The organism is Larkinella terrae (assembly GCF_009668025.1).
GTDB classification, from domain to species: domain Bacteria; phylum Bacteroidota; class Bacteroidia; order Cytophagales; family Spirosomataceae; genus Larkinella; species Larkinella terrae.
On the sequence record NZ_WJXZ01000014.1, the window covers coordinates 1,602,430 to 1,622,956 of the forward strand.

Consider the following 20,527-nt stretch of genomic DNA (forward strand, 5'->3'; position numbering starts at 1 on the left):
AATTTCTCATCCTCTTCAGCCTGATTACTGCGTCATATCGTTATCGTTCAGGAGCCTAAAATCACTTTTGCAAACCGGATTACCTTGTCGTTCAGGTGATACCCTTTTTCGGTTTCATCAATGATTTTTCCTTTCAGATCATCACTGGGAGCGGGAAACTGAGTAATGGCCTCGTGTAAATCCGGGTTGAAAACCTGGCCAACGGATTCCATCGGTTTGACACCTTTAGACTCCAGTACTTTATAAAATTTATTGAAGATTAACTTAACACCTGCTCTCAGGGCTTCAACGTCCGACGCGGTTTCGGCCGCTTTCAGCGCCCGTTCAAAATCGTCGAGGACGGGCAGCAGCGCCACCAGCAATCCTTCGTTGGCATTGGAAATCAGGTCAATTTTTTCTTTGGCGGTCCGCCGGCGGAAGTTCTCAAAATCGGCATATAAACGCAGGTATTTGTCTTTCAGATCCCCCAGTTCGCCACTTACTTTATCGAACTCCGTCACTACGTTTTCGCCCGGTGTCTCGGCCGCCGTTTCCTCCGTCACATTGTCAGCCCCGTTTACGGTTTCGTCGGTTAAATCGACGACGTTATTGTCAGGTTGCTGCGATGATTCCGGTTCTTCGGTATTCAAAGTTTCTTTATTGTCCATACGCTTGGTTGTATTTCGTCGCCACCACATAGTGCCTTAAAAGTTGCAAATTAGTTGCCAATTTTTAGAATACTGACAAGTTGGCATTTTTATTCATGAACCTGCCCGCTTAAATTTGACAGAAAAGTGCTGAATGTGTCAGGCTTGATTCAAAAAGAACGCGGCATTTCAGCGCAAGGTTCACCCGGTTTTATGCTCGAATTGATTCAAAAACGGACCCAACTCATCAAAGCCAAAGCTGCCGAGCTGGGCTTCGATTTCTGCGGGGTTTCCAAAGCTGAGTTTCTGGAAGAGGAAGCGCCCCGGCTGGAAACCTGGCTCAATCGGCAGATGAACGGTCGGATGGGATACATGGCGAACCATTTCGACAAGCGGCTCGATCCCCGGCTGCTGGTCGAAGGTGCCAAATCCGTGGTAACGGTTTTATTAAATTATTACCCCGAAAAAACCGTAGCGGAAATTGATGGTTATAAAATCTCGAAATACGCCTACGGTACTGATTATCATTTTGTTATTAAAGATAAACTGAAAGATTTGCTGGCTTACGTCCACGACGAAATTGGCGACGTCAACGGGCGGATTTTTGTCGATTCGGCACCGGTTATGGACAAAGTCTGGGCCAAAAAAAGCGGTTTGGGCTGGGTCGGAAAACACACCAATCTGATTACCCGCGAGATGGGCAGTTTTGTCTTTATTGGGGAAATGATTCTCGACCTGGAACTGGTGGCCGACGGGCCGATGGCTGATTATTGCGGCACCTGCACCCGCTGCATTGACGCCTGCCCGACGGACGCCATCACCGATCCGTACGTGGTCGATGGTAGCAAATGCATTTCGTATTTTACCATTGAGCTGAAAGACGCCATTCCCGACGAAGTGAAGGGAAAGTTCGAAAACTGGATTTTTGGCTGTGACATTTGCCAGGACGTCTGCCCCTGGAACCGGTTTTCCCGGCCGCATCAGACCCCAGCTTTCGACCCGAATCCGGCCTTGGCTGACTTTAAAAAAGCCGATTGGGAGGAAATTACGCAGGATATTTTTCAGGAAATCTTCCGCCGTTCCGCCGTGAAACGTACAAAACTGGAGGGCCTAAAGCGAAATATTGCCTTTGTAAAACTGAATGACTGAGTAGCCCAGCCCTGACAGCGGTTGAAAACCCTGTCAGCGGCAACGATATTCAACCAGTTATGCCGGCGATCAAAACGGCAATTTACCCAGATCGACATTGCCACCAGTGAGAATGATGCCTACTTTTTGTCCGGCAAACTGCTCCTTGTTTTTCAGCAAAGCTGCCAGCGGAACCGCGCAGGAGGGTTCGATGATGATCTTCATCCGTTCCCAGACCAGTCGCATGGCGGCAATGATCTCGGCATCTGAAACCGTCAGAATATCCGTAACATGGTTGCGAATGTAACCCAGCGTCCGCTCGCTTAAACTGGTCATCAGACCGTCGGCGATGGTTTTTATATAGGGCGCTTTTTCTACTTTGCCACTATTGAAAGACAATACGGCATCGGCCGCGCCTTCCGGTTCTCCGGCAATCACTTTGGTTCGGGGGCTGAGGTAATGCGTTGCCAACGCCGTCCCACTGAGCAAACCGCCCCCGCCGACCGGGGCCATGATGACGTCAAAAAACAAATCAAAATCGGCGTCTTCGATCAGCTCTTTAGCGGCTGTTGCCTGTCCGGCAATTACCCGGTCATCGTCGAACGGGTGGACCAGAACCGCTCCCGTGCGCTCAATGACCTCCTGAACACCGGCTTCGCGGGCTTCGAGCGTAGGCTCACATTCGATAATTTCGGCACCGTACCCTTTTACAGCGTCTTTCTTGACCTGAGGAGCGGTTTTAGGCATTACAATGATCGCTTTTGTACCAACCTGCCGGGCCGCAAACGCCACCGCCTGGGCGTGATTTCCCGACGAATGCGTGGTGACCGGACCCATCGGACGGCCATGATACCGCTCCTGCTCCGAAAGTTGCAGAATGGCATTCAGCCCGCCCCGCGCCTTGAACGCTCCGATTTTCTGAAAATTCTCCGGTTTAAAATAAATATCGACGCCACTGATTTCATTGATTGTGCGGTTCGTCAGAATTGGAGTTCGGTGGATGTGCGCCCGGATGCGGTCGTGGGCCGCCTGAATGGTATCAAGAGTTATCATTTGATTTTTGGGTGGTCCTGTAGAAACGCGATTAATCGCGTCTCTGCTGCAAAATTAAATTTTTAACCATTCCGGTGTGGGAATTCGTGATCAGATGTCCCGCGTCGGGCAGAAAAATGAATTCGGCCGGTTTTCCGGCCAATACCTTTCTGGCATAATCCAGATTTGAAGGATCGACCAGCCAGTCCTTACCACCCTGCATGAGCGTCACCGGCACTTTCAGGGTGGGCCACAAGGGTTCAAGTTGCTTCAATTCAGCGATGTGCGTGTATTTTTCGGCCGTTGCCAGATTAATATGGCGATCCATAAACCACTGAACCGGAGCCATTTTGCCCCATTTCGAGAACCAGAAAAACTTCTCTTTTTCCGGGTCCAGTGGCGACGAAATCAGGAAAAGGTGTTTAATGCGACTGGGATACAACATCGCCAGGCGCGCGGCAATGGGTGCGCCGTACGACCGACCCAAAACGACCGCCGGTTTTCCGGAGTGGTTCAGGTTCAGGGCATGCGCAATCCACTGCGCCTGCTTGGTGATGGACGTAACGGCTTTGCGGCCTTTGCGGGATTTTCCGTAACCCGGCCGGTCGACGGATAAGATGTGAAACCGGGAATACAAGGAACTGTCATCAATCATGCGGAGGTACCCGTACCAGGAGCCCGGCGCGCCGTGAATCAACAGCAGGGGCGGTAATGTATCTGAGCCAACGCTGGCAACGAACAGTTTCAGACTGTCATTCTCGATTGTGAAGAAAGTCGGTTTAACAGCTTTGTTGGCAAAATGCGCCTGAATCTGCCGGTCGCTCATGCGCCATTTCCGGAAAAAACAACCGCTGAGACTCGTAATTAGCAGGAGAAGGAGGAAATAATTAAAGAATTTCACAAAAACACTGAATAGAAATAAATGAGTTACGGTTTTCTGGTTTCGGTATACGGTAAAGTATTGCTTTCGGCCGATTGGTTATTCAAAAAAGAACGCGTCAGCCACCGAAATCATATACTGAAAACCGTAAACCTCGTCAATACATTAGAACAAACTCAACTGACCGTTGGAAACCTGCTCGTGTTCCAGCAGCCATTTTTTGCGGCCTAAACCTCCCGCGTAGCCCGTTAAATCGCCATTGGAACCGATAATTCGGTGGCAGGGAATAATGATCCAGATCGGATTTCTACCGTTGGCCGCGGCCACCGCCCGAATGGCTTTTTCGTCGCCCAGACGTCGGGTTAATTCCATGTACGACATCGTTTTTCCGTACGGCACTTCCCGGAGCATCTGCCAGACCGCCCGCTGAAAAGGCGTCCCGTGTGGGCGTAGAGGAAGATCAAACGACCGGCGACGGTTCAGAAAATATTCTTCCAACTGCCGCGCGCACTTGTGCAGCACTGCCGGAACAAAAGGGGAATCCAAACCGGGTTCGTTGCTGACCCGAACACTCGAAATGCCATCTTCATTGCCGCTGATGACCGCAAGTCCAACCGGCGTATGGATTGTAGTCGTATACATGTTCGTAGTTTCAGGTTACAAGTACCAATCTACAGAAAATCAGACAAAAAAAGACAGACCCCATTTGGAATCTGTCGATAAATTCTTGGAAGCAGTGGAAAACGGAACGGACTTACTTAGCCGCAAATCGCCTGATGGTGCCATTGCTGTGATCCAGCAGATACATTTCCTGATTAGCGTCTTCGCCGAAAGCAGAAACCGGGCCACCGTCCGTGCTGACCAACTGATTACCGGTTTTTTTGTCGCCTTCAAAACTGAGCGCCCAAACCTTTCCACTACCAAAATCCGCAAAAATGTATTTCCCTTGCAGATCGGGAAGGCTTTTGCCACGGTAGACGACGCCCCCCGTAACCGAAACGCCCTCAGCGCGGGGATACTGGTGGATCGGTTCAACAAGCTGGCCCTGATTGCAGTTATTTTGCGGATTAAAACACTCCTGGCCTTCTTTCAGCCGCCAGCCGTAATTACCGCCTTTTTTAATGATATCGATCTCTTCAAGGGTGTTCTGGCCCACATCGCCCGCCCAGAGCTGACCGGTTTCCTTGTCAAAACTAAACCGCCAGGGATTCCGTAGCCCATAAGCATAAATTTCAGGAAACGCACTCGCGTTGCCCACAAACGGATTATCGGCCGGAATACCATAGTTGCCTTTATCGGTTTTGTTGACATCGATCCGCAGGATTTTCCCCAGCATGGTTTTGAGGTTCTGCCCGTTGTTTTGCGGATCACCGCCACTGCCACCGTCGCCCGCGGCTATATAAAGAAAACCGTCCGGCCCGAAAGCCAGTTTGCCGCCATTATGATTGGAATAGGGCTGCTCAAATTTGAACAGAACCGTTTCCGTTGTAGCATCCACTTTGTTGGAACCGGGCGTTGCCTTGTACCGGGCAATGACGGTTTCGCGCGGATTATTTTTGGTGTAGTTGACGAAGAAATAACCGTTCTGCTTGAAATCCGGATGAAAAGCCAGGCCCAGCAGGCCCATTTCACCGCCGGAAGCGACTTTATTGGTAATATCTAAATACGTATCAGCGGTTTTGACCGATGCACTATTTTCAAAAACGCGAATCCGACCTTCCTGCTCCACCAGGAACAGGTGATTAGTGCCGTCGCCCGAATGGGTAAGCTCGACGGGCTGCGTAAATTTTAGTGCAGGAAATGCGTTCTCCAGTTGAACAGTCGGAGGAGTGGTGACCACCGGCGCGTCGACGATTTTATCTTCATCGTCCTCGCGCGGCTGGCAGGCCAGCGACACCAGGAAGGCGAAGCTGACGGTGGCTGCCAGGGAGCTGCACAGCGTAATGGCCGTTTTTTTGAGGTACGACATCGTAGTCTTCATTAAGTTCGTTATATTCGTCATAGCAAGTTTTTGTCCAAAGCAGCTGGCGAACTTTTTGGCAGTGTTTTTGTTTCTTTTTCAACGATTTAGCCCAAGTATTGTTGCCGATGCCCGTTTCCGAATCAAATCGCTGTTGTTGTTGCCATTCCACGGATTTGGGGCGGGTGATACACAGTTGGTTCTTAGCTGGTTACCCTTCGAAAGAAGGTTTTTTTTTGCGTTTCAGCTGAACTACCCGATCGAATTGACTCTATCTATAGACTTTACCCTTTATTGCTCCCATGACTCCTGCCGAACAGCAACAATTCTTTGAACGGATGGCCACTCAAAACGCCAGTTTTCGGTATTACCTGCCTTCCAAGCCTGATGTAGGCCGATTTATCGACAACCTGATTCGGTTTTTGTTTCCGATTACGCAGGATTGCCGGGCGTTTACGGTCAGTACGGCCGACACCTACCGGGATCTGAATGACAAGCTTTCCTGCCTGTTAAAACCGCTGAAAGAACATCTGCCGGTTGATCGGGAAGTGATCGTTGAGCGGTTTTTCGATCTGTTGCCCAATACGTATGATGAATTGTTGCTGGATTCTCAGGCCATTGCGGCTTTTGATCCGGCGGCATCGGGAGTTGAGGAGGTAATTGCGATTTATCCGGGTTTCTACGCCATCGCGGTTTACCGGATTGCGCACGTTCTGACGGATCTGGAGGTCCCACTTCTGCCCCGGATGATGACCGAATACGCCCACAGCCACACGGGCATCGATATTCACCCCAACGCCGAAATTGGCTCGTCGTTTTTTGTCGACCACGGAACGGGCGTCGTCATTGGTGAAACGGCGGTTATTGGTAGTAATGTGAAACTGTATCAGGGCGTTACGCTGGGGGCAACCAACGTAGCCAAGTCGATGGCGTCGAAAAAGCGCCACCCGACCATCGAAGACAATGTCATTATTTACGCCAACGCCACAATTCTCGGTGGCCGAACCGTCGTCGGTCATGACTCGGTAATTGGTGGGAACGTCTGGTTAACCCAGAGCATTGAACCATATTCGCTGGTTTATCACACGAGCCAGATCGAAGTGCGGTCGCTGACAACGGAACATTAACCTGTTAGTGGGTTTTAAATTTTTGGGTTTAGCGTTTAAGGTATTACGAAACTGCCTAAAATAGAGAACACCTCGCCCCCAACCCCCTAAAGGGGGCTTTCAACTCCGGATGAGAAGTCCCCTTCAGGGGGTTGGGGGCGGACCTCAAAGTAGTTTAGACTGACCGCCATATTTGATCCTGTTTAGAAAATACGTACGGACAACAAAGGAACCCCAAACAAAAAATCGAGATGCGCGGGTGATTAATACCGGCTTCGTGGTATTAATGGCTAAATGAAATTTGCCATGAACTGCATGTGTGATGAAAGCCTGATGGAGTCGCTGCGCGCCGGAGAAACCTCGGCGTATGAATGGGTCTATAAAAAATACTATCCGTCGGTTGCACGGTTTGTTCAGCGAAACAGCGGAAACGAGGGCGATGCCGAAGATCTGTTTCAGGAATCTGTCCTGATTCTTTACCAGAAAATTGCCGCTCCGGATTTTCAGCTGACGTCAACGCTGAAAACCTTTCTGTTTTCGATTGCTAAAAATAACTGGCTCAAAAAACTGCGCGACGAAAAGCTGGTCACCGTTCCCGAAGATCAGTTGATTTCGATCCAGGATATTCAGGATTTTGCCTCCGAAGAGCCGTCACCCGAAGACGTTCAGCACGAACGGCTCAATGCCTGGATGGCTCGTATCACCGTTCATTGTCAGCGCGTTATCAAGTCGATATATTTCTCCCACGAGCCGATGGACAACCTCATGGTGACAATGGGCTGGAAAAACCGGCACACCGCCGTGAACCAGAAATACAAATGCATTCAACAGTTGAAGCGCGCTTCGGAAATCGGATAAAAGCGGTTTTTTCCGAAAAACTTTTTCAAAACGCGGGTGATTTTTGCCGTTTGCCGGAATAAACAGGTAAACAAATCATTCAAACTGATGAATACGGGAAATACGAAAGCGGTTTTTGCAACCGATCAGAATTGGGACGAATTAGTGGCCAAACCCGGCGTTCTGCTGGTCGACTTTAGCGCCGAATGGTGCCCCCCTTGCCGACGGCTGGAACCCATTATCAATGAATTAGCCGCCGATTTTACGGGTACGGCGACGGTGGCCACAATCGATGTGGAAATGAATCCCAGCGTAACCGTGCGCTATAATGTGCGGAATATGCCGACCATTCTGGTTTTCAAAGATGGCGAGCTGGTCAACCGCCATCTCGGTTTTACGACCAAACAGGTGCTGGCCGGACTGATCGAAACCCAAATGACGGAACCGGTTTTAACGGCCCAATAGATTCGTATTCAGAAATTCGTTGCGGAATTTTCCTTTGGGGTCATATTCGGCCATGAGCTGTTTGAATTCGGGCAGTTTCTCGTACCGCGATTGCAGTTGTGCGGGTGCGAGCGTAAACAACTTCCCCCAGTGCGGTCGCACCTTGAACGGGGCCAGTTCCCGCTCGATCATGGGTAAAACTTTCCTGACGGAAGGCCAATCCGGTTTCCAGGTGAAGTGAATGGCCATCGAGGGCTGTTTGTAACACGGGCTCATCCAGAAATCGTCCGCGTCGATGGTACGGATTTCCGAAATCAGCAGGTGAGGGCTGATGTAATCGCGGAGTCGTTCAACAGCCAGAATGGCTTCGATCGCATTTCGATAAGGTACAAAGAATTCCGATTGCAACTCCTTGCCGCTGCTGGGGGTGAATCCCATGCGGAAGTGCGGCAACCGTTCATACCACGGACCCGGCACGCCGAGCTGTTCGGTGCAATTGACCGCGGACAGCTCGGCGATTGGGTGGAGGTTTTTCGTCGCCAGCTTCGCACCGTAAAATTCCGGTTTGGCGTCGCCCTTTTCGCCTGGGCCGACACGCTTTTTCAACCAGACTTCGTTGATCCGTTTTTTCTGCCAGTCGGTAAACAAGCTCACGCTGTATGCGCTTGATTCGATGGCTTCAAAGTGATTTTTTAATTCTTCCAGCGGCAGATTTTCGTAGACATACTGGCGCATCATGAACGTCGGTTGAATATCGAGCGTGATTTTGGTCACTACGCCCAAGCCGCCCAGATGCACCACGGCCGCGCGGAATGCCTCCCCGTCTTTCGTCCGCGACAGCGTTCGAACCTCGCCATTGGCCAGTACGATTTCCATGGCGGCCACTGCCGTTGCCAGATTCCCGTTTTTGATGCCCGAGCCGTGGGTAGCCGTTGCGCAGGCCCCGGCAATGGAAATGTGGGGCAGCGAAGCCAGGTTATGCAGAGCGAATCCTTTATTATTCAGGTACGTAGCCAGATCGCCGTACTTCATGTTGGCATCGACGGTTACCGTTTTGGCCTTCGTGTCCAGCGCAAGAACCTGTTTCATTTCCACCAGTGAAATCAGCTGATCGGGGCTGTCGGCAATCCGGTTGAAGCAGTGCCGGGTCCCGATTACCTTCATTTTACCGTATCCTTTTACCAGTTTCTGGACCTGTTGAAGTGATTTGGCCTGCTCCAGCCGGGTCGTACTGAATTCAAAATTACCGGCCCAGTTTTTAATTTTTTCGACAGCAATCAAGTTAGCCAGGGGTGGAAGTACCGGCGTTGCCAGCAGGGTGGAAGAAAGCTTTAAAAAGTCTCTTTTTTTCATCGTATACGGCTTTTATCGAATCGATGCGCGCGTGCTTACCCACATCGTCAACAGGACTTTTACAAAAGGCAACAAGGCGGTTTTCATACTGTCGGATTTATTGGGCCAATTAAGTACGCTTTACCGAAACCGTCTTCAACCTGATACCACAAACTAAATTGGAATAGGAGAGCGGCATACTGGCAATATTTTTGAAAGTTTGCTCGAAGGCATTGGAAATTCGAAACATCCCGTAACTTACCTGCCGACATAAAATAACCTCAGCAGCAATGAAAATCAATTTTGAGACGACACAAAAGGAAGTAGAAATAGTCCAGGTGGCCTTGACCCGACTCGTAAACGAGCTGAAGGGCAAGCCTGACGTATTGGCAAAATGGGGGCTGAACCAGATCGACCTCGGGAGGATCGAGCGGTTTCGGGATGCAATTCGTACGGCCCCGCTGAACGAAGAGTAAGGACGGAAATGGCGTAAATCGGTTTTACAGTTTGGTATGACCGACAATTAGGCGCAAACGCGCATGACAACCAGGGAAGTTGATGTGACTTTCTAATGGATTCGGCGTCTAATTGTATATGAAAGCATTCCTGTTAATTATTCTGCTTTTACCCGGTTTGAAGCTGTTGGATTATGCCTGTGAACAATCTGCCAGGCTGGATGCCAGCTCCTCTTTAACGATGTATAATACCGGTGCCAGACGCTCGGATATGTACATTCACGAGCGGAAAGCGGAGGCAATCGAAAATCAGAAAACCATAAAAACCTCCCATCAGAACGGATGGGTTATTAAAGGATTAGTTGTGTCCCTTGTCATTATTATTTCGATTGGGTTAGTTCGTGAACGGCCCCGTGGTTAACGGTTAGGTAGACTGACTTTAATTGATCTTTCGTATTTTATTTCTTTTAAAAGCTGCCTAGAATGCAGTTAAAGGCTCTTTATTGAAAAACCTCAATTTTTTTTTATTGTAATTTTTATAGTAATTCCTGCGAGTTGTTCTGGCTACTTTTTTAGTATTTTAAAAAAATACAACGATTTATACTCCATCTAAATAACACTGATAAGGGGTTTTATTGGCTTGTTATCCCTTTTTCGTCCAATAAATCCGGCCATTTTTAAAGAAGTTCAGCAGGTTTTTTTAAGTTAAGTTAAACAAAAGTTTAACTCCTCAGACGCAAATTCAATCTGACATCTTGGTTATGTTCAATTTTTTATTTGCATTCAAATATATAAACTTTTTGATTTTTGCTGACGTAGTAGATAACCGTTACTTGCAACGTACTGATAATCAAACTATAATTGCCGTATAATTAACCTATGTTTAACATAAAAACTAGTTCGAATAACCGGATTCTGGGTAATGTAAGCCAAATTATTTCCTCTGGTATTTTAAAACTCTGTCGACACCATGAAAAACATCACTGGCCTAACTCCTGCGGAAATCAAGGAGTTGCATTATTACATTGATCAAAAAAAGAACACGGCTATCCAAAAACGCTGTCAATGCATCCTTTATAGCTATTACGGCATGCAGGTAAGCGATCTTATGAAATTTTTCGAAGTAGACCGGCGCAGCATCTACAACTGGCTGCATCGGTGGGAAAAAGGGAAAATTCAGGGATTAATGGACAAACCAGGCCGGGGATTAAAACCAAAGCTGAGTCTGGTACACCAGGATCAGGTCGAATGCATCAAGGAAGCCTTGTGCATTCATCCGGAAGACCGCTGTCAGCGCCTGGAGCGTATCAATACGTTATTACCCAAGCCCGTCAGCTACGACACACTGCGTCGGTTTGAAATTAAACTTCGATCCATTGGCGTTTAAACTTTCGGGGAAACCGCATCCGAATTCCCAATATTGCATTTATAAGGGCCGGTTTTAACACTGGATGAAGTTAGTCGTATTGGCGACGTTTATGGGTTGGCGTTAGGGTTGAATAAGTTAGTGAGTTAAAATAAACCGCTTAGTTTCAACTCGTTCGCCGACTTTAAACCGAAAAAAGTAGACTCCTTCAGCCAGACTGCTTAAATCGATCGTTTGCTGATTGTTCTGACCTTTTCCCGTAATGGACTGCTGCCAGACAAGTTGGCCCAGAACATTCACAATAGAGAGGGTCGCCGTTTGCTGTTCATCAAGGCCAAAAGTAGCCGTAAGCATGCCAACCGCCGGATTGGGGGCAATGACCAACTCCCAATCGGCGGCTGCGTCGTTCGCAACGGCCAGCCGACCAGATGACGAACAAGTGATTGTCTTGGGTGAATCCGTTAGGGTATACGTCGTGTTTTTGACCCGTACGCCAAGTTGATGGGCTTTTCCATCTTTTAAGCCAGCGGGCAGCGGCAGACTAAAACCGTAGTTGCCGGTGCTGCCCAGGGCGGTATTTTTCAAACCGGCCAGAAACGTATTCGCCAGGCCCGTGGCATGAACGGTATTGCCTTCCACCAGCTCAACGGTCAATGCCGAGTTAGGATTATTCATATCCCACACCCAGCCTGCGGCCAATGTACAATTTAGTCCTTCAAAGCGGCCCAGATAAACGTTGGAAGCGCAATTCAACGTTTTAGGTGAATCGGTCAAAATATAGGTGCTGCCCTGAACGCGGAGACTGAGTTGGTGCGATTTCCCATCTTTCAGGCTGGCGGGGACGGGCAAGCTAAAACCGTAATTGCCCGTACTGCCCAGCGCGGTGTTCTTGAGTCCGGCCATGAATTGATTCGCGAGAGCGGTGGCATAAACGGTATTGCCTTCCACCAATTCCACCGTTAAAGCCGCAGCGGGATTGTTCATGTCCCAGGCCCAACCCGCCACCAGGTTACAGTCCAATCCTTCGAAACGACCCAGGTAGACATTGGAAGGACAATTCAGCGTTTTTGGCGAATCCGTCAATGCGTAAGTACTGCCCTGCACCCGAATGCTGAGCTGATGCGGTTTTCCGTCTTTCAGGCTATTCGGCAGGGTGATACCAAAACCGTAATTGCCGGTGCTGCCCAGGGCGGTATTTTTCAAGCCCGCCAGAAACTGATTCGCGACAGCGGTGGCGTAAACGGTATTGCCTTCGACCAACTCGACCGTCAGGGTCGCATTGGGATTGTTTTTATCCCAGACCCAGCCCACGGCCACATTGCAATCCAGGCCTTCAAACCGCCCCAGGTAATCGTTGGTCGCGCAGTTCAAGGTGCGTGGAGAGTCGGTCAACGCGAAGGTGGTGCCCTGTACCCGAATGCCGAGCTGATGCGGTTTTCCGTCTTTCAGGCTATTCGGCAGGGTGATACCAAAACCGTAATTGCCGGTGCTGCCCAAGGCGGTATTTTTCAAACCCGCCAGAAACTGATTGGCCACGGCGGTGGCGTAAACGGTATTGCCTTCGACCAACTCGACCGTTAGGGCCGCATTGGGATTGTTTTTATCCCAGACCCAGCCCACGGCCACATTGCAATCCATTCCCTCAAACCGCCCCAGGAAGGAGTTTAACGGACAATTCAGCGTTTTTGGCGAGTCGGTCAACGCATACGAACTGCCCTGCACCCGGATGCTAAGCTGGTGGGATTTTCCATCTTTCAGGCTGGTCGGCAGAGGAATGCTGAAACCATAGTTGCCGGTGCTACCCAGGGCAGTATTTTTCAGACCCGCCAGAAATTGATTGGCCGGCCCGGTTGCGTGAACGGTATTTCCTTCGACCAACTCGACCGTCAGGGAGGCCGTTGGGTTGCTCATGTCCCAGACCCAACCCACGGCCACGTTGCAGTCCATGCCTTCGAATCGCCCCAAGTATTGCGGGGGGGCACAACTCAGCATTTTGGGGGAACCGGCAAACGTATAATTGACATTTTTGACGCGAACACTGACCTGGTGGATCTTACTGTCTTTCAGGGTGTTGGGAAAAGGTATTTTAAAGCCGTAATTGCCCGTCGCTGTTCCGGCATTTTTCAGATCTTCCCGAAAGATATTCGCGGTAGTTGTGGCATACACCGTGTTACCTTCGGTCAGTTCGACCGTCAGCGCGGAATTGGGACTGTTTTTATCCCAGCCCCAGCCAATTACTTCGGTACAGGTGGCTGATTCGAGCTTTCCGCCGTAACCACAGCTAACGGTTTTGGGTGAATCGGTCAGCGTGTACGTACTGCTGCGCACCCGGACGCTGATCTGGTGTTCGTTTCCGTCGGTCAGGGTAGCGGGTAAGGGAATGCTAAAACCGTAATTACCCGTGCCGATTCCGGCATTTTTGAGGTCTTCCCGGTAGAGGTTCGCCGTGGCCGTCGCCTGCACGGTGGTTCCTTCCAGCAACTCGACCGTCAGGGCCGCATTCGGATACGAGTTATCCCACGCCCATCCTTTCACCTCGGTGCAGGAGGCCGTTTCGAGTTTACCGCCGTAGCTGACGGGCAATTGCGAAGAATTTGTAGCGGCTAACGAATATACACTGTATGCATCAGGAATGACGCTGGCTATGGAGGTGATTGATCCGGCGGTTAGTGTGCTGGTTCCCCCCTGAAGCGCTTCGGAATCGATCAGTGAAGCGATCTTTTCCCAGCGGGAAGTGGCTGAATTCCAGCCAACAATGCTTAAATACGACAAGGCATTTCCGGTTAATTCGCCAATGGCGCTCGCTGCATTCCAGGTTAAGGTCAGGCGCGTTGCCGTAGTACCGTCGATATCCCAGAATTCCTTCGCGCTGACGCTGGTGACGGCACTTTCCTTATTGGAAACCGCAAATGGTCCCCCGGCGGGTAACTGGGCCGAACCGGGATTTTCCTGAAAATAAGCCCCGGTCGTTCCATCGGCATCGGCGACGAAAGGCCGGTAAACGCCCTTGTGCCCGACCGGAAATGCAAACAAACCGGTCCCGTATTTTTTGACGTACCCATCCACGTGTTTGGTGTCGCTGATCCCGCTTGGCTTCGACGACTGCGAAAAACTCACAATGCCCCGGGGCGAAGTGCGTTCCGTTTTGACAATTCCGTTTTGCTGAGCGTAGCCCACCAGGGATGTTACAACGAACAGGAAACAGGTTACTAAATATCCGTAGCTCTTTTTCATAGATTCATTTTTCCCACTGCCATCAGGATCTGCTATCCGGTTTTAATCTGTGATTCGAGTGAACGGATTAACCCGTAATGTTGACACTGTAGTCGCCTAAAAACTTTAATTCACCTCCCGCTGCTACTTTAATATTTTTTGCGGTAATGTTCTGACCCACCTCAATGACGTGCCCCGGATTGATCTGAACATTGTCAATAGAAGACGGAACCCGCCCGGTCGACCAGTTTTCGGGGTTGGCCCAGGCACCGGACGCGAGCGATTGAACAAGGTCGGAAAAGAGGGACGTGGTTTTGAAATTATTGAACAAAACCGCATCGGTTTTGGCGGGCACTGTTCCAAACCAGTCGTTCAAAATATCCGAATAAACCCGTCGAAAATCGATCTGCATTTTGATGTCCCGGTTCATTTCCCAGGCCGGGGGGGAGGCTGGTAACAGACCGTTGATCAGGTCGGGATTAGTGCCCACGAGCTGCCGCTTAATACCGGTTCCAAACACAAACATTGGCGCACCAATCCCGTGATCCGTACCTTTCGAAGCGTTGGAGGTGGCGCGTCGACCAAAGTCGGAAAAAGTCATTCCAAGCACTTTATTTTCCGTTCCCTGTAACTTTAAATCGTTCTGAAATGCGTAAATGGCATCGGATAACTTTTTTAATAATTCGGCGTGCGGGCCTTCCGTTGTGCTGGTTCCAATTTGATTGGCGTGCGTATCAAAACCGCCTAACTCGACGTAATAGATTTTAGATCGTAAACCGCCGTGAATTAAACGCGCAACGATTTTTAACTGTTCGGCTAGGTCGTTATTCAGTGAAGTATCCGGGTACGCAGCCAGGTTTTTTCCGGCATCGGCAGCGGCTTTTATTTCGGCGGCATACCCGACAGTCAGCACCTGTTGCTGTCGGATAAAAGCAATTAATTCACCGGCGTCGCAGCAGGGTAAATCCTGTTGAGCGGGCATGTTTGAGGCACCGATCAGTTGATAGAAAGAAGTCGGATCCTGCAGCGTTACGCCCATCGATTGCTTGTTGCCCAGCAGCGCGGTGGTGCTAATGTGCCCAATCTGTACCGCCAGGGGGTCTTCCATGTCAGAATTGGGGTAGTTTTCCGGGAAATTCGGGTATCGATCAGCCAGATAACGCCCCGCCCAGCCGGAGGAGACGTATTGCGAGGAGGCTGCGCCGGTCATCCAGATATCTGTCGACCGGTAATGCGACAGGTCGGGATTGGGGTAGGAGACCGAGTGAATAATTGCCAGTTTTCCTTCATTATACAGATTGCGCATGCCGGTCATGGCGGGGTGAAAACCGGTTTCGGCATTTCCGGCCAGATTCAGGATTTTATTTTCAGGAATGGCAATATTACTTCTCAGCTCATTGTATTTGGAATAGTATTCGATTGGGATAACCGTATTGAGTCCGTCGTTACCTCCACCTAAATAAATGATTACCAGAATTCGATCGTTGTTTAACGCGGAAGTCTTTGCTAGCGATTGAACTAATGCCGAGCTTTTTGCGAATGATTTAATTGAAAAACCACCCAGCATTACCGGCGCCATTATGGAGGAAGCGGATTTTAAAAATTCTCTTCTTTGCATAGATTTTATAGAATGCGCAATCGTATAAGTAGTCGTTCCAGACGGTTTTTATTACTTCCCAGGCTATTTATCAGTACCGGTTTTTATAGGTTATTGAACGCCGTATTAAATTAAAATAATTGATATTCGGCCATGCGTAACATGTATTTCAGGAGCGTCTGGCAGCGCCAGAGGATCATGTTCTGCTTGGCGGGATCGGTGGGTGCAGCCCGGTAAGCGTCCCACTCCCTGATCCAGGTGGTCCGCGGACTGCTGTTCATCATCATGATTGCATCGATCAGGAAATTCTTCTGCGTTTGGGATAGTTCGGTAGCAAAAAGATTTTTGGAAAATTCCGCTAAGACCTGCTCGCTGGTGATGGCGGGCGTACCCGTTACGTCGCTGAAATTGGGCTGAATGGACGTCAGCCGGTTCAGAATCTCGATTCCCAGTTTATAACCCGGTTTTATTTCCAGGTACGGATAGACCAGCGCGTCGGAAGTGCCCGCCCGCAGACCCAGCGTGGTGCCGTTGATCCAGTTTTTGGAGTAACCCGTCTGGTAATACGGCAGTGACCCAAAAACCGTGGGCTGATTCAGGAAGTTGATCTGCATAGCCGTCATGGTGAGGTTTAAAAAATTCATCATGGTGCGGAACGGGCCGTATTCGGTCGTGATGTCGGGGACGGACTGATTGAAAAACCGGAACATACCAATTGCAAATTCGGCGGGCGATTTCACAATGGCCCCGATATTCCGGTTATCAAAAAAGATCGTACTGGTCAACAGCTTTTTTAACACGGGCGTGATGGCGTAATTATTCCCGGGACTGGCAAAAAAAGCCGCCAGCGGAATAATGACCTGATTCTCAATTTCCTGCGTGACATTGGGATTGACATACCAGCGGTATAATTTTCGGCAGATGAATTTGGGCGTCTCGGGATGGCTCAACAGCATGGTGACCAGATCGCCCAGTTCGGCATCGCCGGCCGATTCACCACTGCGGCCTACGATGGTTGTGTTGTTGTATTTCGCGGAGAAAACCTTGTTCAACGTGTCGTGTCGGTCGGGATTGAAAACGGTTCCGAACGAGGTGGAACCCGGGACCATGTGGTTGGTGACTTGCCAGCCGGTCAGGACTTGGGCGGCTTCTTTCACGTCCTGCTCGGTATAATTATGGTTACCGGCAAAATCTTTCTGACCCACCGTAAACAGCTCCTGCAATTCCCGGCCGTAGTTTTCATTCGGACTTTGCTTGGTATTTTCGTTCCCGTTCTGAAAAATGAGCATGGACGGGTCCTTGGTAATTCCGATGACGAGGTCCCGGAAATTTCCGAGTGCGTTCGTCCGCAGAAACCGAAGATACCGGTCGGTAAACCGGTAATCGTTCACTTCCCGGTTGGCGGTTACAAAGTGATTTTGCCAGAAAGCCGTTAGCTTTTCCAGAACGGAAGGATGGCCGTTCTGTTCGGTCATAAGCCCAATCCACCAATACTGAATGTAACCGAAATAGATAAAAGTACGGATATCGTTAAACGGCTTGTCCAGAAAAGGCTCGCCCGAATCGGTCCGGAGTTCTTCCATTTCGACGGGCGGGGGAGGTGAGGCCCGGTAAGCGACATTGGCAAATAACGTATCAACGGCCTGTGTGGCGGTTTTGCCGGTGAAATCGGTTATTTCCTGCTGGGTTGGTCCAAAAGTAGCTCTTCGTAATAAATGCGCGGCTGTGCTTGCGGTCAATGGTACTGTATACGGATCTAAATAGGCCATATTAACTGGCAAAAAGGGTATTTAATGATTTGATGCTGTATCGTTTAACTATGCATATGAATACCTACTATTTTTGACTGATAATTAGAATAAAGAGTGTTGTTTTACAAATAGTTATCTAAATTAGTAATACCTGACAAATAGATAACAAAATTTATACCATTCTTGGTATTTCCGGTCTTCTCGCTCAGGCCGGAACCAATGGAAAGGCTGGGTTTAAAAGCGCAAATAGGACAGACCAAAGATGAGATTATAGTTATTGAGGAGTAAAATACCGATCACTAATGAATCGAATTATCGGACGCCGGTGGCACCACTTTTGCTATTTTTTGGTAAAATATTATAAAACCATCGGCTCGATTTACTGGTTTCTTAGACCAGAAACGGTGTTTTTAACGAATCATTCAGAAACGTGAGAAAAATTTTAATCTGATCAGATCATGCAAATTCGAGGTTATTACAGCGACAAGAGAAAATGTCAGGTTTGGCTGAAACATTCACCGCAGCTTGATTTGAGTGTGATCCCTGATAATGTGCGCGATCAATTGGGAGAGCTAAAAAAAATGGGGACGGCGGAATTGATTGATGTTTCCAATTTTGCCAAAACCATTGCCGCACAAGGGTACTGCGTTACCAAACATACCGTCACGTTCGGTTGTGAGCGCGTTCTGGTAGACTAAACCGAGTTGCGAACGGCGCAGATTTTTATTGAATCCTATGGCATCTTCTGACGGATTACAGTTGGAAGATTTGCCCAAATGAGTAAGCTCAATCCGATGAGGCTGGTAAAGAAACGGATTTTGTGATACAACCACCATTTATCCCGCCACTCTGTCCAATCGGATGGCGGGGCGGTGGGATTCCAGGTCATGACCAGGTCATTAATTGGTTGGTTTCCAAACCGGGTCAGCAGGCCGGAAAGGACAAAGAAAATTGCCGCAATCAGGTATAAGCGCCGAATAGAAGGGTTGCCTTTGTTCAGAAAAACAATCCATAAACTTGTCAAAATGGTCACGGCACCCAGCATGGGCAGGAGCACGTTGAGCCCTTTTACCAACTGTTGGTGTTGTTCCACGTAGGAAGCCGCCGGAAGGCTGGTGGGATTGAAACTGACCAAAATGCCGAACACGCTGCCGACGACCAATGCGGCAATCAATAGATTTAGAAATCGGATTATTACTTCCATAGCGAATGCGGGTAGGGTGGAAGTGCTTGTTTCGGTTGTCGGATCTGACGGGTTCAAAAGAAGTTAAATTTTTATACCGATACCAACAGAATTTACTGACCGGTTTATCCATAGAAAGCTGGCTAAGCAGGAAAACCGCACGATGTCTTTAAAATGCGGACATTCCATTGTGTGGAGCAAGTACTGTTTGCTTCCCAAATCTTCCCACTTATCTTTACCTGTTCGTAACCAGCTCATTAGCTAGAAAACCGCTTGCCATTGTCAGCGCCCGCTGAGTAGGGGCAGAGCGGTTTTTGCCGGTTATTCTCTGTTGGACTTTAAGCGCTGAACCGCATCACGATGAAAAGTTGGATTTTCAAGGGACGCACATCGTCTCGAACCGCTCGGAATCTATTCACAGATTTAGTTCATCTGGCCGTTCTGGTCGGTGTAACCACCCTGATTCTTGCTGCCGATAGCCCGCAAAACCGCCAGACTACTCACTGGACGCTTGAAAATGCGTTCCCGAACCTGACTTTTAGACGCCCGGTGGAATTTGCACGGGCGGACGATGGAAGTAATCGGGTTTTCGTGGTGGAACAGGAAGGCCGGATTCTGGTTTTTGAAAACAAGCCGACTGCCCAAAGAGCAACCGTTTTTCTGGATGTTCGAAACAAAGTATCTTCCGAAGGCGAGATGGGGCTGCTGGGGCTGGCTTTTCACCCCGACTTCGCGAAAAACGGGTATTTTTATATTTATTACACCAGGCGAAATCCGCTGGAATCGGTTATCGCCCGGTACAAGGCTTCCACGAATGGTGAACCGACGGTGGTCCCGTCCAGCGGAACCGTAGTTTTGCGGTTTGATCAACCCTACGACAATCACAACGGCGGAAAAATCGCATTTGGCCCCGATGGCTACCTGTATATTGCGACCGGCGACGGCGGAGCCTGGGGAGATCAGCACGGTTACGCCCAAAACCGGTCGTCGTGGTTAGGGAAATTTCTGAGAATCGACGTAAATAAATCGGAGAAAGGTCAGTACGGCATTCCGTCCGACAATCCGTTTGTTGGAAACCGGGAGGGGTTTCGGGATGAAATTTACGCCTACGGTCTTCGAAACCCCTGGCGGTTTAGTTTCGATACGAAAACCGGTCAGTTGTGGGTTGGCGACGTGGGGCAAAATCAATTTGAAGAGATCGACATTATTACCAAAGGCGGCAATTACGGCTGGCGATTGAAAGAAGCGGATGTTTGTTATAACCCCAAAAAAGACTGTGATCCCGGCACCTTAACCGACCCCATTCACCAGTATCCGCGCGACGAAGGGGTTTCAATTACCGGGGGAGTGGTTTATCGTGGCACCCGCCACCCGGACCTGGTCGGGAAATACCTGTATGCGGATTATGTCAGCGGCAACGTCTGGGCGTTAACCCACGAGAACGGCAGAAAAACCGCTAACCAACTGCTGGTGAGTTCGGCGGGTGCCATTTCCGCATTCGGGGAAGACGAATCCGGTGAAGTTTACCTCCTTGATCATCAGGGAACGATTAAAAGATTGGCTGACCGAAACTAACTTTTCAGTCATTTGAACAGGAGTTGATTTACAGGAAAAGCA

Annotated in this window: 19 protein-coding genes; 9 read left to right on the top strand and 10 right to left on the bottom strand. The window is 49.4% G+C overall.

Annotation, left to right across the window (positions count from 1 at the left end):
* Positions 1-47: 47 nt before the first annotated feature.
* A complete protein-coding gene (locus tag GJJ30_RS28255) occupies positions 48-647 on the bottom strand; it encodes a nucleotide exchange factor GrpE (protein WP_154178494.1) in 600 nt (199 codons plus the stop codon).
* A 192-nt stretch (positions 648-839) separates the two neighbouring features.
* Here GJJ30_RS28255 and queG point away from each other — a divergent pair, with 192 nt between their 5' ends.
* The gene (gene queG, locus GJJ30_RS28260; RefSeq protein ID WP_154178779.1) at positions 840-1,775 is read left to right on the top strand and encodes a tRNA epoxyqueuosine(34) reductase QueG; all 936 of its coding nucleotides are present in this window, start codon (positions 840-842) and stop codon (positions 1,773-1,775) included.
* 69 nt (positions 1,776-1,844) lie between these two features.
* Here the strand turns inward: queG and GJJ30_RS28265 are convergent, their stop codons facing one another.
* From GJJ30_RS28265 to GJJ30_RS28280, 4 genes are all read right to left on the bottom strand, one after another.
* Entirely contained in the window at positions 1,845-2,807 is a 963-nt protein-coding gene (locus GJJ30_RS28265; protein ID WP_154178495.1) for a threonine ammonia-lyase, read from the bottom strand.
* Between the two features lie 31 nt (positions 2,808-2,838).
* Entirely contained in the window at positions 2,839-3,687 is an 849-nt protein-coding gene (locus GJJ30_RS28270; protein WP_310588411.1) for an alpha/beta fold hydrolase, read from the bottom strand.
* Between the two features lie 144 nt (positions 3,688-3,831).
* The gene (locus GJJ30_RS28275; RefSeq protein ID WP_154178496.1) at positions 3,832-4,308 is read right to left on the bottom strand and encodes a methylated-DNA--[protein]-cysteine S-methyltransferase; all 477 of its coding nucleotides are present in this window, start codon (positions 4,306-4,308) and stop codon (positions 3,832-3,834) included.
* A gap of 112 nt (positions 4,309-4,420) precedes the next feature.
* Complete coding sequence (locus GJJ30_RS28280) at positions 4,421-5,635, bottom strand: PQQ-dependent sugar dehydrogenase (protein ID WP_229313472.1); 1,215 nt, start codon at positions 5,633-5,635, stop codon at positions 4,421-4,423.
* 293 nt (positions 5,636-5,928) lie between these two features.
* Between GJJ30_RS28280 and GJJ30_RS28285 the strand changes: the two genes are divergently transcribed.
* From GJJ30_RS28285 to GJJ30_RS28295, 3 genes are all read left to right on the top strand, one after another.
* Positions 5,929-6,753 (top strand): serine O-acetyltransferase, encoded by an 825-nt coding sequence (locus GJJ30_RS28285; protein WP_154178498.1) that lies wholly within the window; start codon positions 5,929-5,931, stop codon positions 6,751-6,753.
* 285 nt (positions 6,754-7,038) lie between these two features.
* Positions 7,039-7,590 carry an RNA polymerase sigma factor gene (locus GJJ30_RS28290; protein ID WP_170299293.1) on the top strand — a complete coding sequence of 184 codons (552 nt, stop codon included), beginning with the start codon at positions 7,039-7,041 and terminating at the stop codon, positions 7,588-7,590.
* Positions 7,591-7,677: 87 nt separating this feature from the next.
* The gene (locus GJJ30_RS28295) at positions 7,678-8,034 is read left to right on the top strand and encodes a thioredoxin family protein (RefSeq protein WP_154178500.1); all 357 of its coding nucleotides are present in this window, start codon (positions 7,678-7,680) and stop codon (positions 8,032-8,034) included.
* On the opposite strand, the gene GJJ30_RS28300 is transcribed toward GJJ30_RS28295, so the two are convergent.
* Positions 8,020-9,366, bottom strand: a complete 1,347-nt coding sequence (locus GJJ30_RS28300; RefSeq protein WP_154178501.1) for a D-arabinono-1,4-lactone oxidase — start codon at positions 9,364-9,366, stop codon at positions 8,020-8,022. The two genes, GJJ30_RS28295 and GJJ30_RS28300, sit on opposite strands and share 15 nt — an antisense overlap.
* Before the next feature lie 269 nt (positions 9,367-9,635).
* On the opposite strand from GJJ30_RS28300, the gene GJJ30_RS28305 reads away from it, so the two are divergent.
* From GJJ30_RS28305 to GJJ30_RS28315, 3 genes are all read left to right on the top strand, one after another.
* Positions 9,636-9,821: a hypothetical protein gene (locus GJJ30_RS28305; protein ID WP_154178502.1), complete on the top strand. Its 186-nt coding sequence runs from the start codon at positions 9,636-9,638 to the stop codon at positions 9,819-9,821.
* A 118-nt stretch (positions 9,822-9,939) separates the two neighbouring features.
* Positions 9,940-10,221, top strand: coding sequence for a hypothetical protein (locus GJJ30_RS28310; protein ID WP_154178503.1), 282 nt, complete (start codon positions 9,940-9,942; stop codon positions 10,219-10,221).
* A gap of 549 nt (positions 10,222-10,770) precedes the next feature.
* Positions 10,771-11,187, top strand: a complete 417-nt coding sequence (locus GJJ30_RS28315; protein WP_154178504.1) for a helix-turn-helix domain-containing protein — start codon at positions 10,771-10,773, stop codon at positions 11,185-11,187.
* Between the two features lie 117 nt (positions 11,188-11,304).
* Here the strand turns inward: GJJ30_RS28315 and GJJ30_RS28320 are convergent, their stop codons facing one another.
* The 3 genes from GJJ30_RS28320 to GJJ30_RS28330 form a co-directional block, all read right to left on the bottom strand.
* On the bottom strand, positions 11,305-14,400 hold the full coding sequence (locus GJJ30_RS28320; RefSeq protein WP_154178505.1) for a T9SS type A sorting domain-containing protein: 3,096 nt from the start codon (positions 14,398-14,400) through the stop codon (positions 11,305-11,307).
* A gap of 67 nt (positions 14,401-14,467) precedes the next feature.
* Positions 14,468-15,997, bottom strand: coding sequence for a DUF1501 domain-containing protein (locus tag GJJ30_RS28325; RefSeq protein ID WP_154178506.1), 1,530 nt, complete (start codon positions 15,995-15,997; stop codon positions 14,468-14,470).
* Between the two features lie 110 nt (positions 15,998-16,107).
* Positions 16,108-17,745: a DUF1800 domain-containing protein gene (locus tag GJJ30_RS28330; RefSeq protein ID WP_154178508.1), complete on the bottom strand. Its 1,638-nt coding sequence runs from the start codon at positions 17,743-17,745 to the stop codon at positions 16,108-16,110.
* 440 nt (positions 17,746-18,185) lie between these two features.
* On the opposite strand from GJJ30_RS28330, the gene GJJ30_RS28335 reads away from it, so the two are divergent.
* Positions 18,186-18,425: a hypothetical protein gene (locus GJJ30_RS28335; protein ID WP_154178510.1), complete on the top strand. Its 240-nt coding sequence runs from the start codon at positions 18,186-18,188 to the stop codon at positions 18,423-18,425.
* 35 nt (positions 18,426-18,460) lie between these two features.
* Here the strand turns inward: GJJ30_RS28335 and GJJ30_RS28340 are convergent, their stop codons facing one another.
* On the bottom strand, positions 18,461-18,931 hold the full coding sequence (locus tag GJJ30_RS28340; protein ID WP_154178511.1) for an anthrone oxygenase family protein: 471 nt from the start codon (positions 18,929-18,931) through the stop codon (positions 18,461-18,463).
* 339 nt (positions 18,932-19,270) lie between these two features.
* Between GJJ30_RS28340 and GJJ30_RS28345 the strand changes: the two genes are divergently transcribed.
* Positions 19,271-20,485, top strand: a complete 1,215-nt coding sequence (locus GJJ30_RS28345; protein WP_154178513.1) for a PQQ-dependent sugar dehydrogenase — start codon at positions 19,271-19,273, stop codon at positions 20,483-20,485.
* The last annotated feature ends 42 nt before the right edge of the window (positions 20,486-20,527 follow it).

Bases quoted from the DNA above. Each gene is read 5' to 3' on its own strand.
- GJJ30_RS28255 (WP_154178494.1), bottom strand. From the start codon at position 647: ATGGACAATAAAGAAACTTTGAATACCGAAGAACCGGAATCATCGCAG.
- queG (WP_154178779.1), top strand. From the start codon at position 840: ATGCTCGAATTGATTCAAAAACGGACCCAACTCATCAAAGCCAAAGCT.
- GJJ30_RS28265 (WP_154178495.1), bottom strand. From the start codon at position 2,807: ATGATAACTCTTGATACCATTCAGGCGGCCCACGACCGCATCCGGGCG.
- GJJ30_RS28275 (WP_154178496.1), bottom strand. From the start codon at position 4,308: ATGTATACGACTACAATCCATACGCCGGTTGGACTTGCGGTCATCAGC.
- GJJ30_RS28280 (WP_229313472.1), bottom strand. From the start codon at position 5,635: ATGTCGTACCTCAAAAAAACGGCCATTACGCTGTGCAGCTCCCTGGCA.
- GJJ30_RS28285 (WP_154178498.1), top strand. From the start codon at position 5,929: ATGACTCCTGCCGAACAGCAACAATTCTTTGAACGGATGGCCACTCAA.
- GJJ30_RS28290 (WP_170299293.1), top strand. From the start codon at position 7,039: ATGAACTGCATGTGTGATGAAAGCCTGATGGAGTCGCTGCGCGCCGGA.
- GJJ30_RS28295 (WP_154178500.1), top strand. From the start codon at position 7,678: ATGAATACGGGAAATACGAAAGCGGTTTTTGCAACCGATCAGAATTGG.
- GJJ30_RS28300 (WP_154178501.1), bottom strand. From the start codon at position 9,366: ATGAAAAAAAGAGACTTTTTAAAGCTTTCTTCCACCCTGCTGGCAACG.
- GJJ30_RS28305 (WP_154178502.1), top strand. From the start codon at position 9,636: ATGAAAATCAATTTTGAGACGACACAAAAGGAAGTAGAAATAGTCCAG.
- GJJ30_RS28310 (WP_154178503.1), top strand. From the start codon at position 9,940: ATGAAAGCATTCCTGTTAATTATTCTGCTTTTACCCGGTTTGAAGCTG.
- GJJ30_RS28315 (WP_154178504.1), top strand. From the start codon at position 10,771: ATGAAAAACATCACTGGCCTAACTCCTGCGGAAATCAAGGAGTTGCAT.
- GJJ30_RS28320 (WP_154178505.1), bottom strand. From the start codon at position 14,400: ATGAAAAAGAGCTACGGATATTTAGTAACCTGTTTCCTGTTCGTTGTA.
- GJJ30_RS28325 (WP_154178506.1), bottom strand. From the start codon at position 15,997: ATGCAAAGAAGAGAATTTTTAAAATCCGCTTCCTCCATAATGGCGCCG.
- GJJ30_RS28330 (WP_154178508.1), bottom strand. From the start codon at position 17,745: ATGGCCTATTTAGATCCGTATACAGTACCATTGACCGCAAGCACAGCC.
- GJJ30_RS28335 (WP_154178510.1), top strand. From the start codon at position 18,186: ATGCAAATTCGAGGTTATTACAGCGACAAGAGAAAATGTCAGGTTTGG.
- GJJ30_RS28340 (WP_154178511.1), bottom strand. From the start codon at position 18,931: ATGGAAGTAATAATCCGATTTCTAAATCTATTGATTGCCGCATTGGTC.
- GJJ30_RS28345 (WP_154178513.1), top strand. From the start codon at position 19,271: ATGAAAAGTTGGATTTTCAAGGGACGCACATCGTCTCGAACCGCTCGG.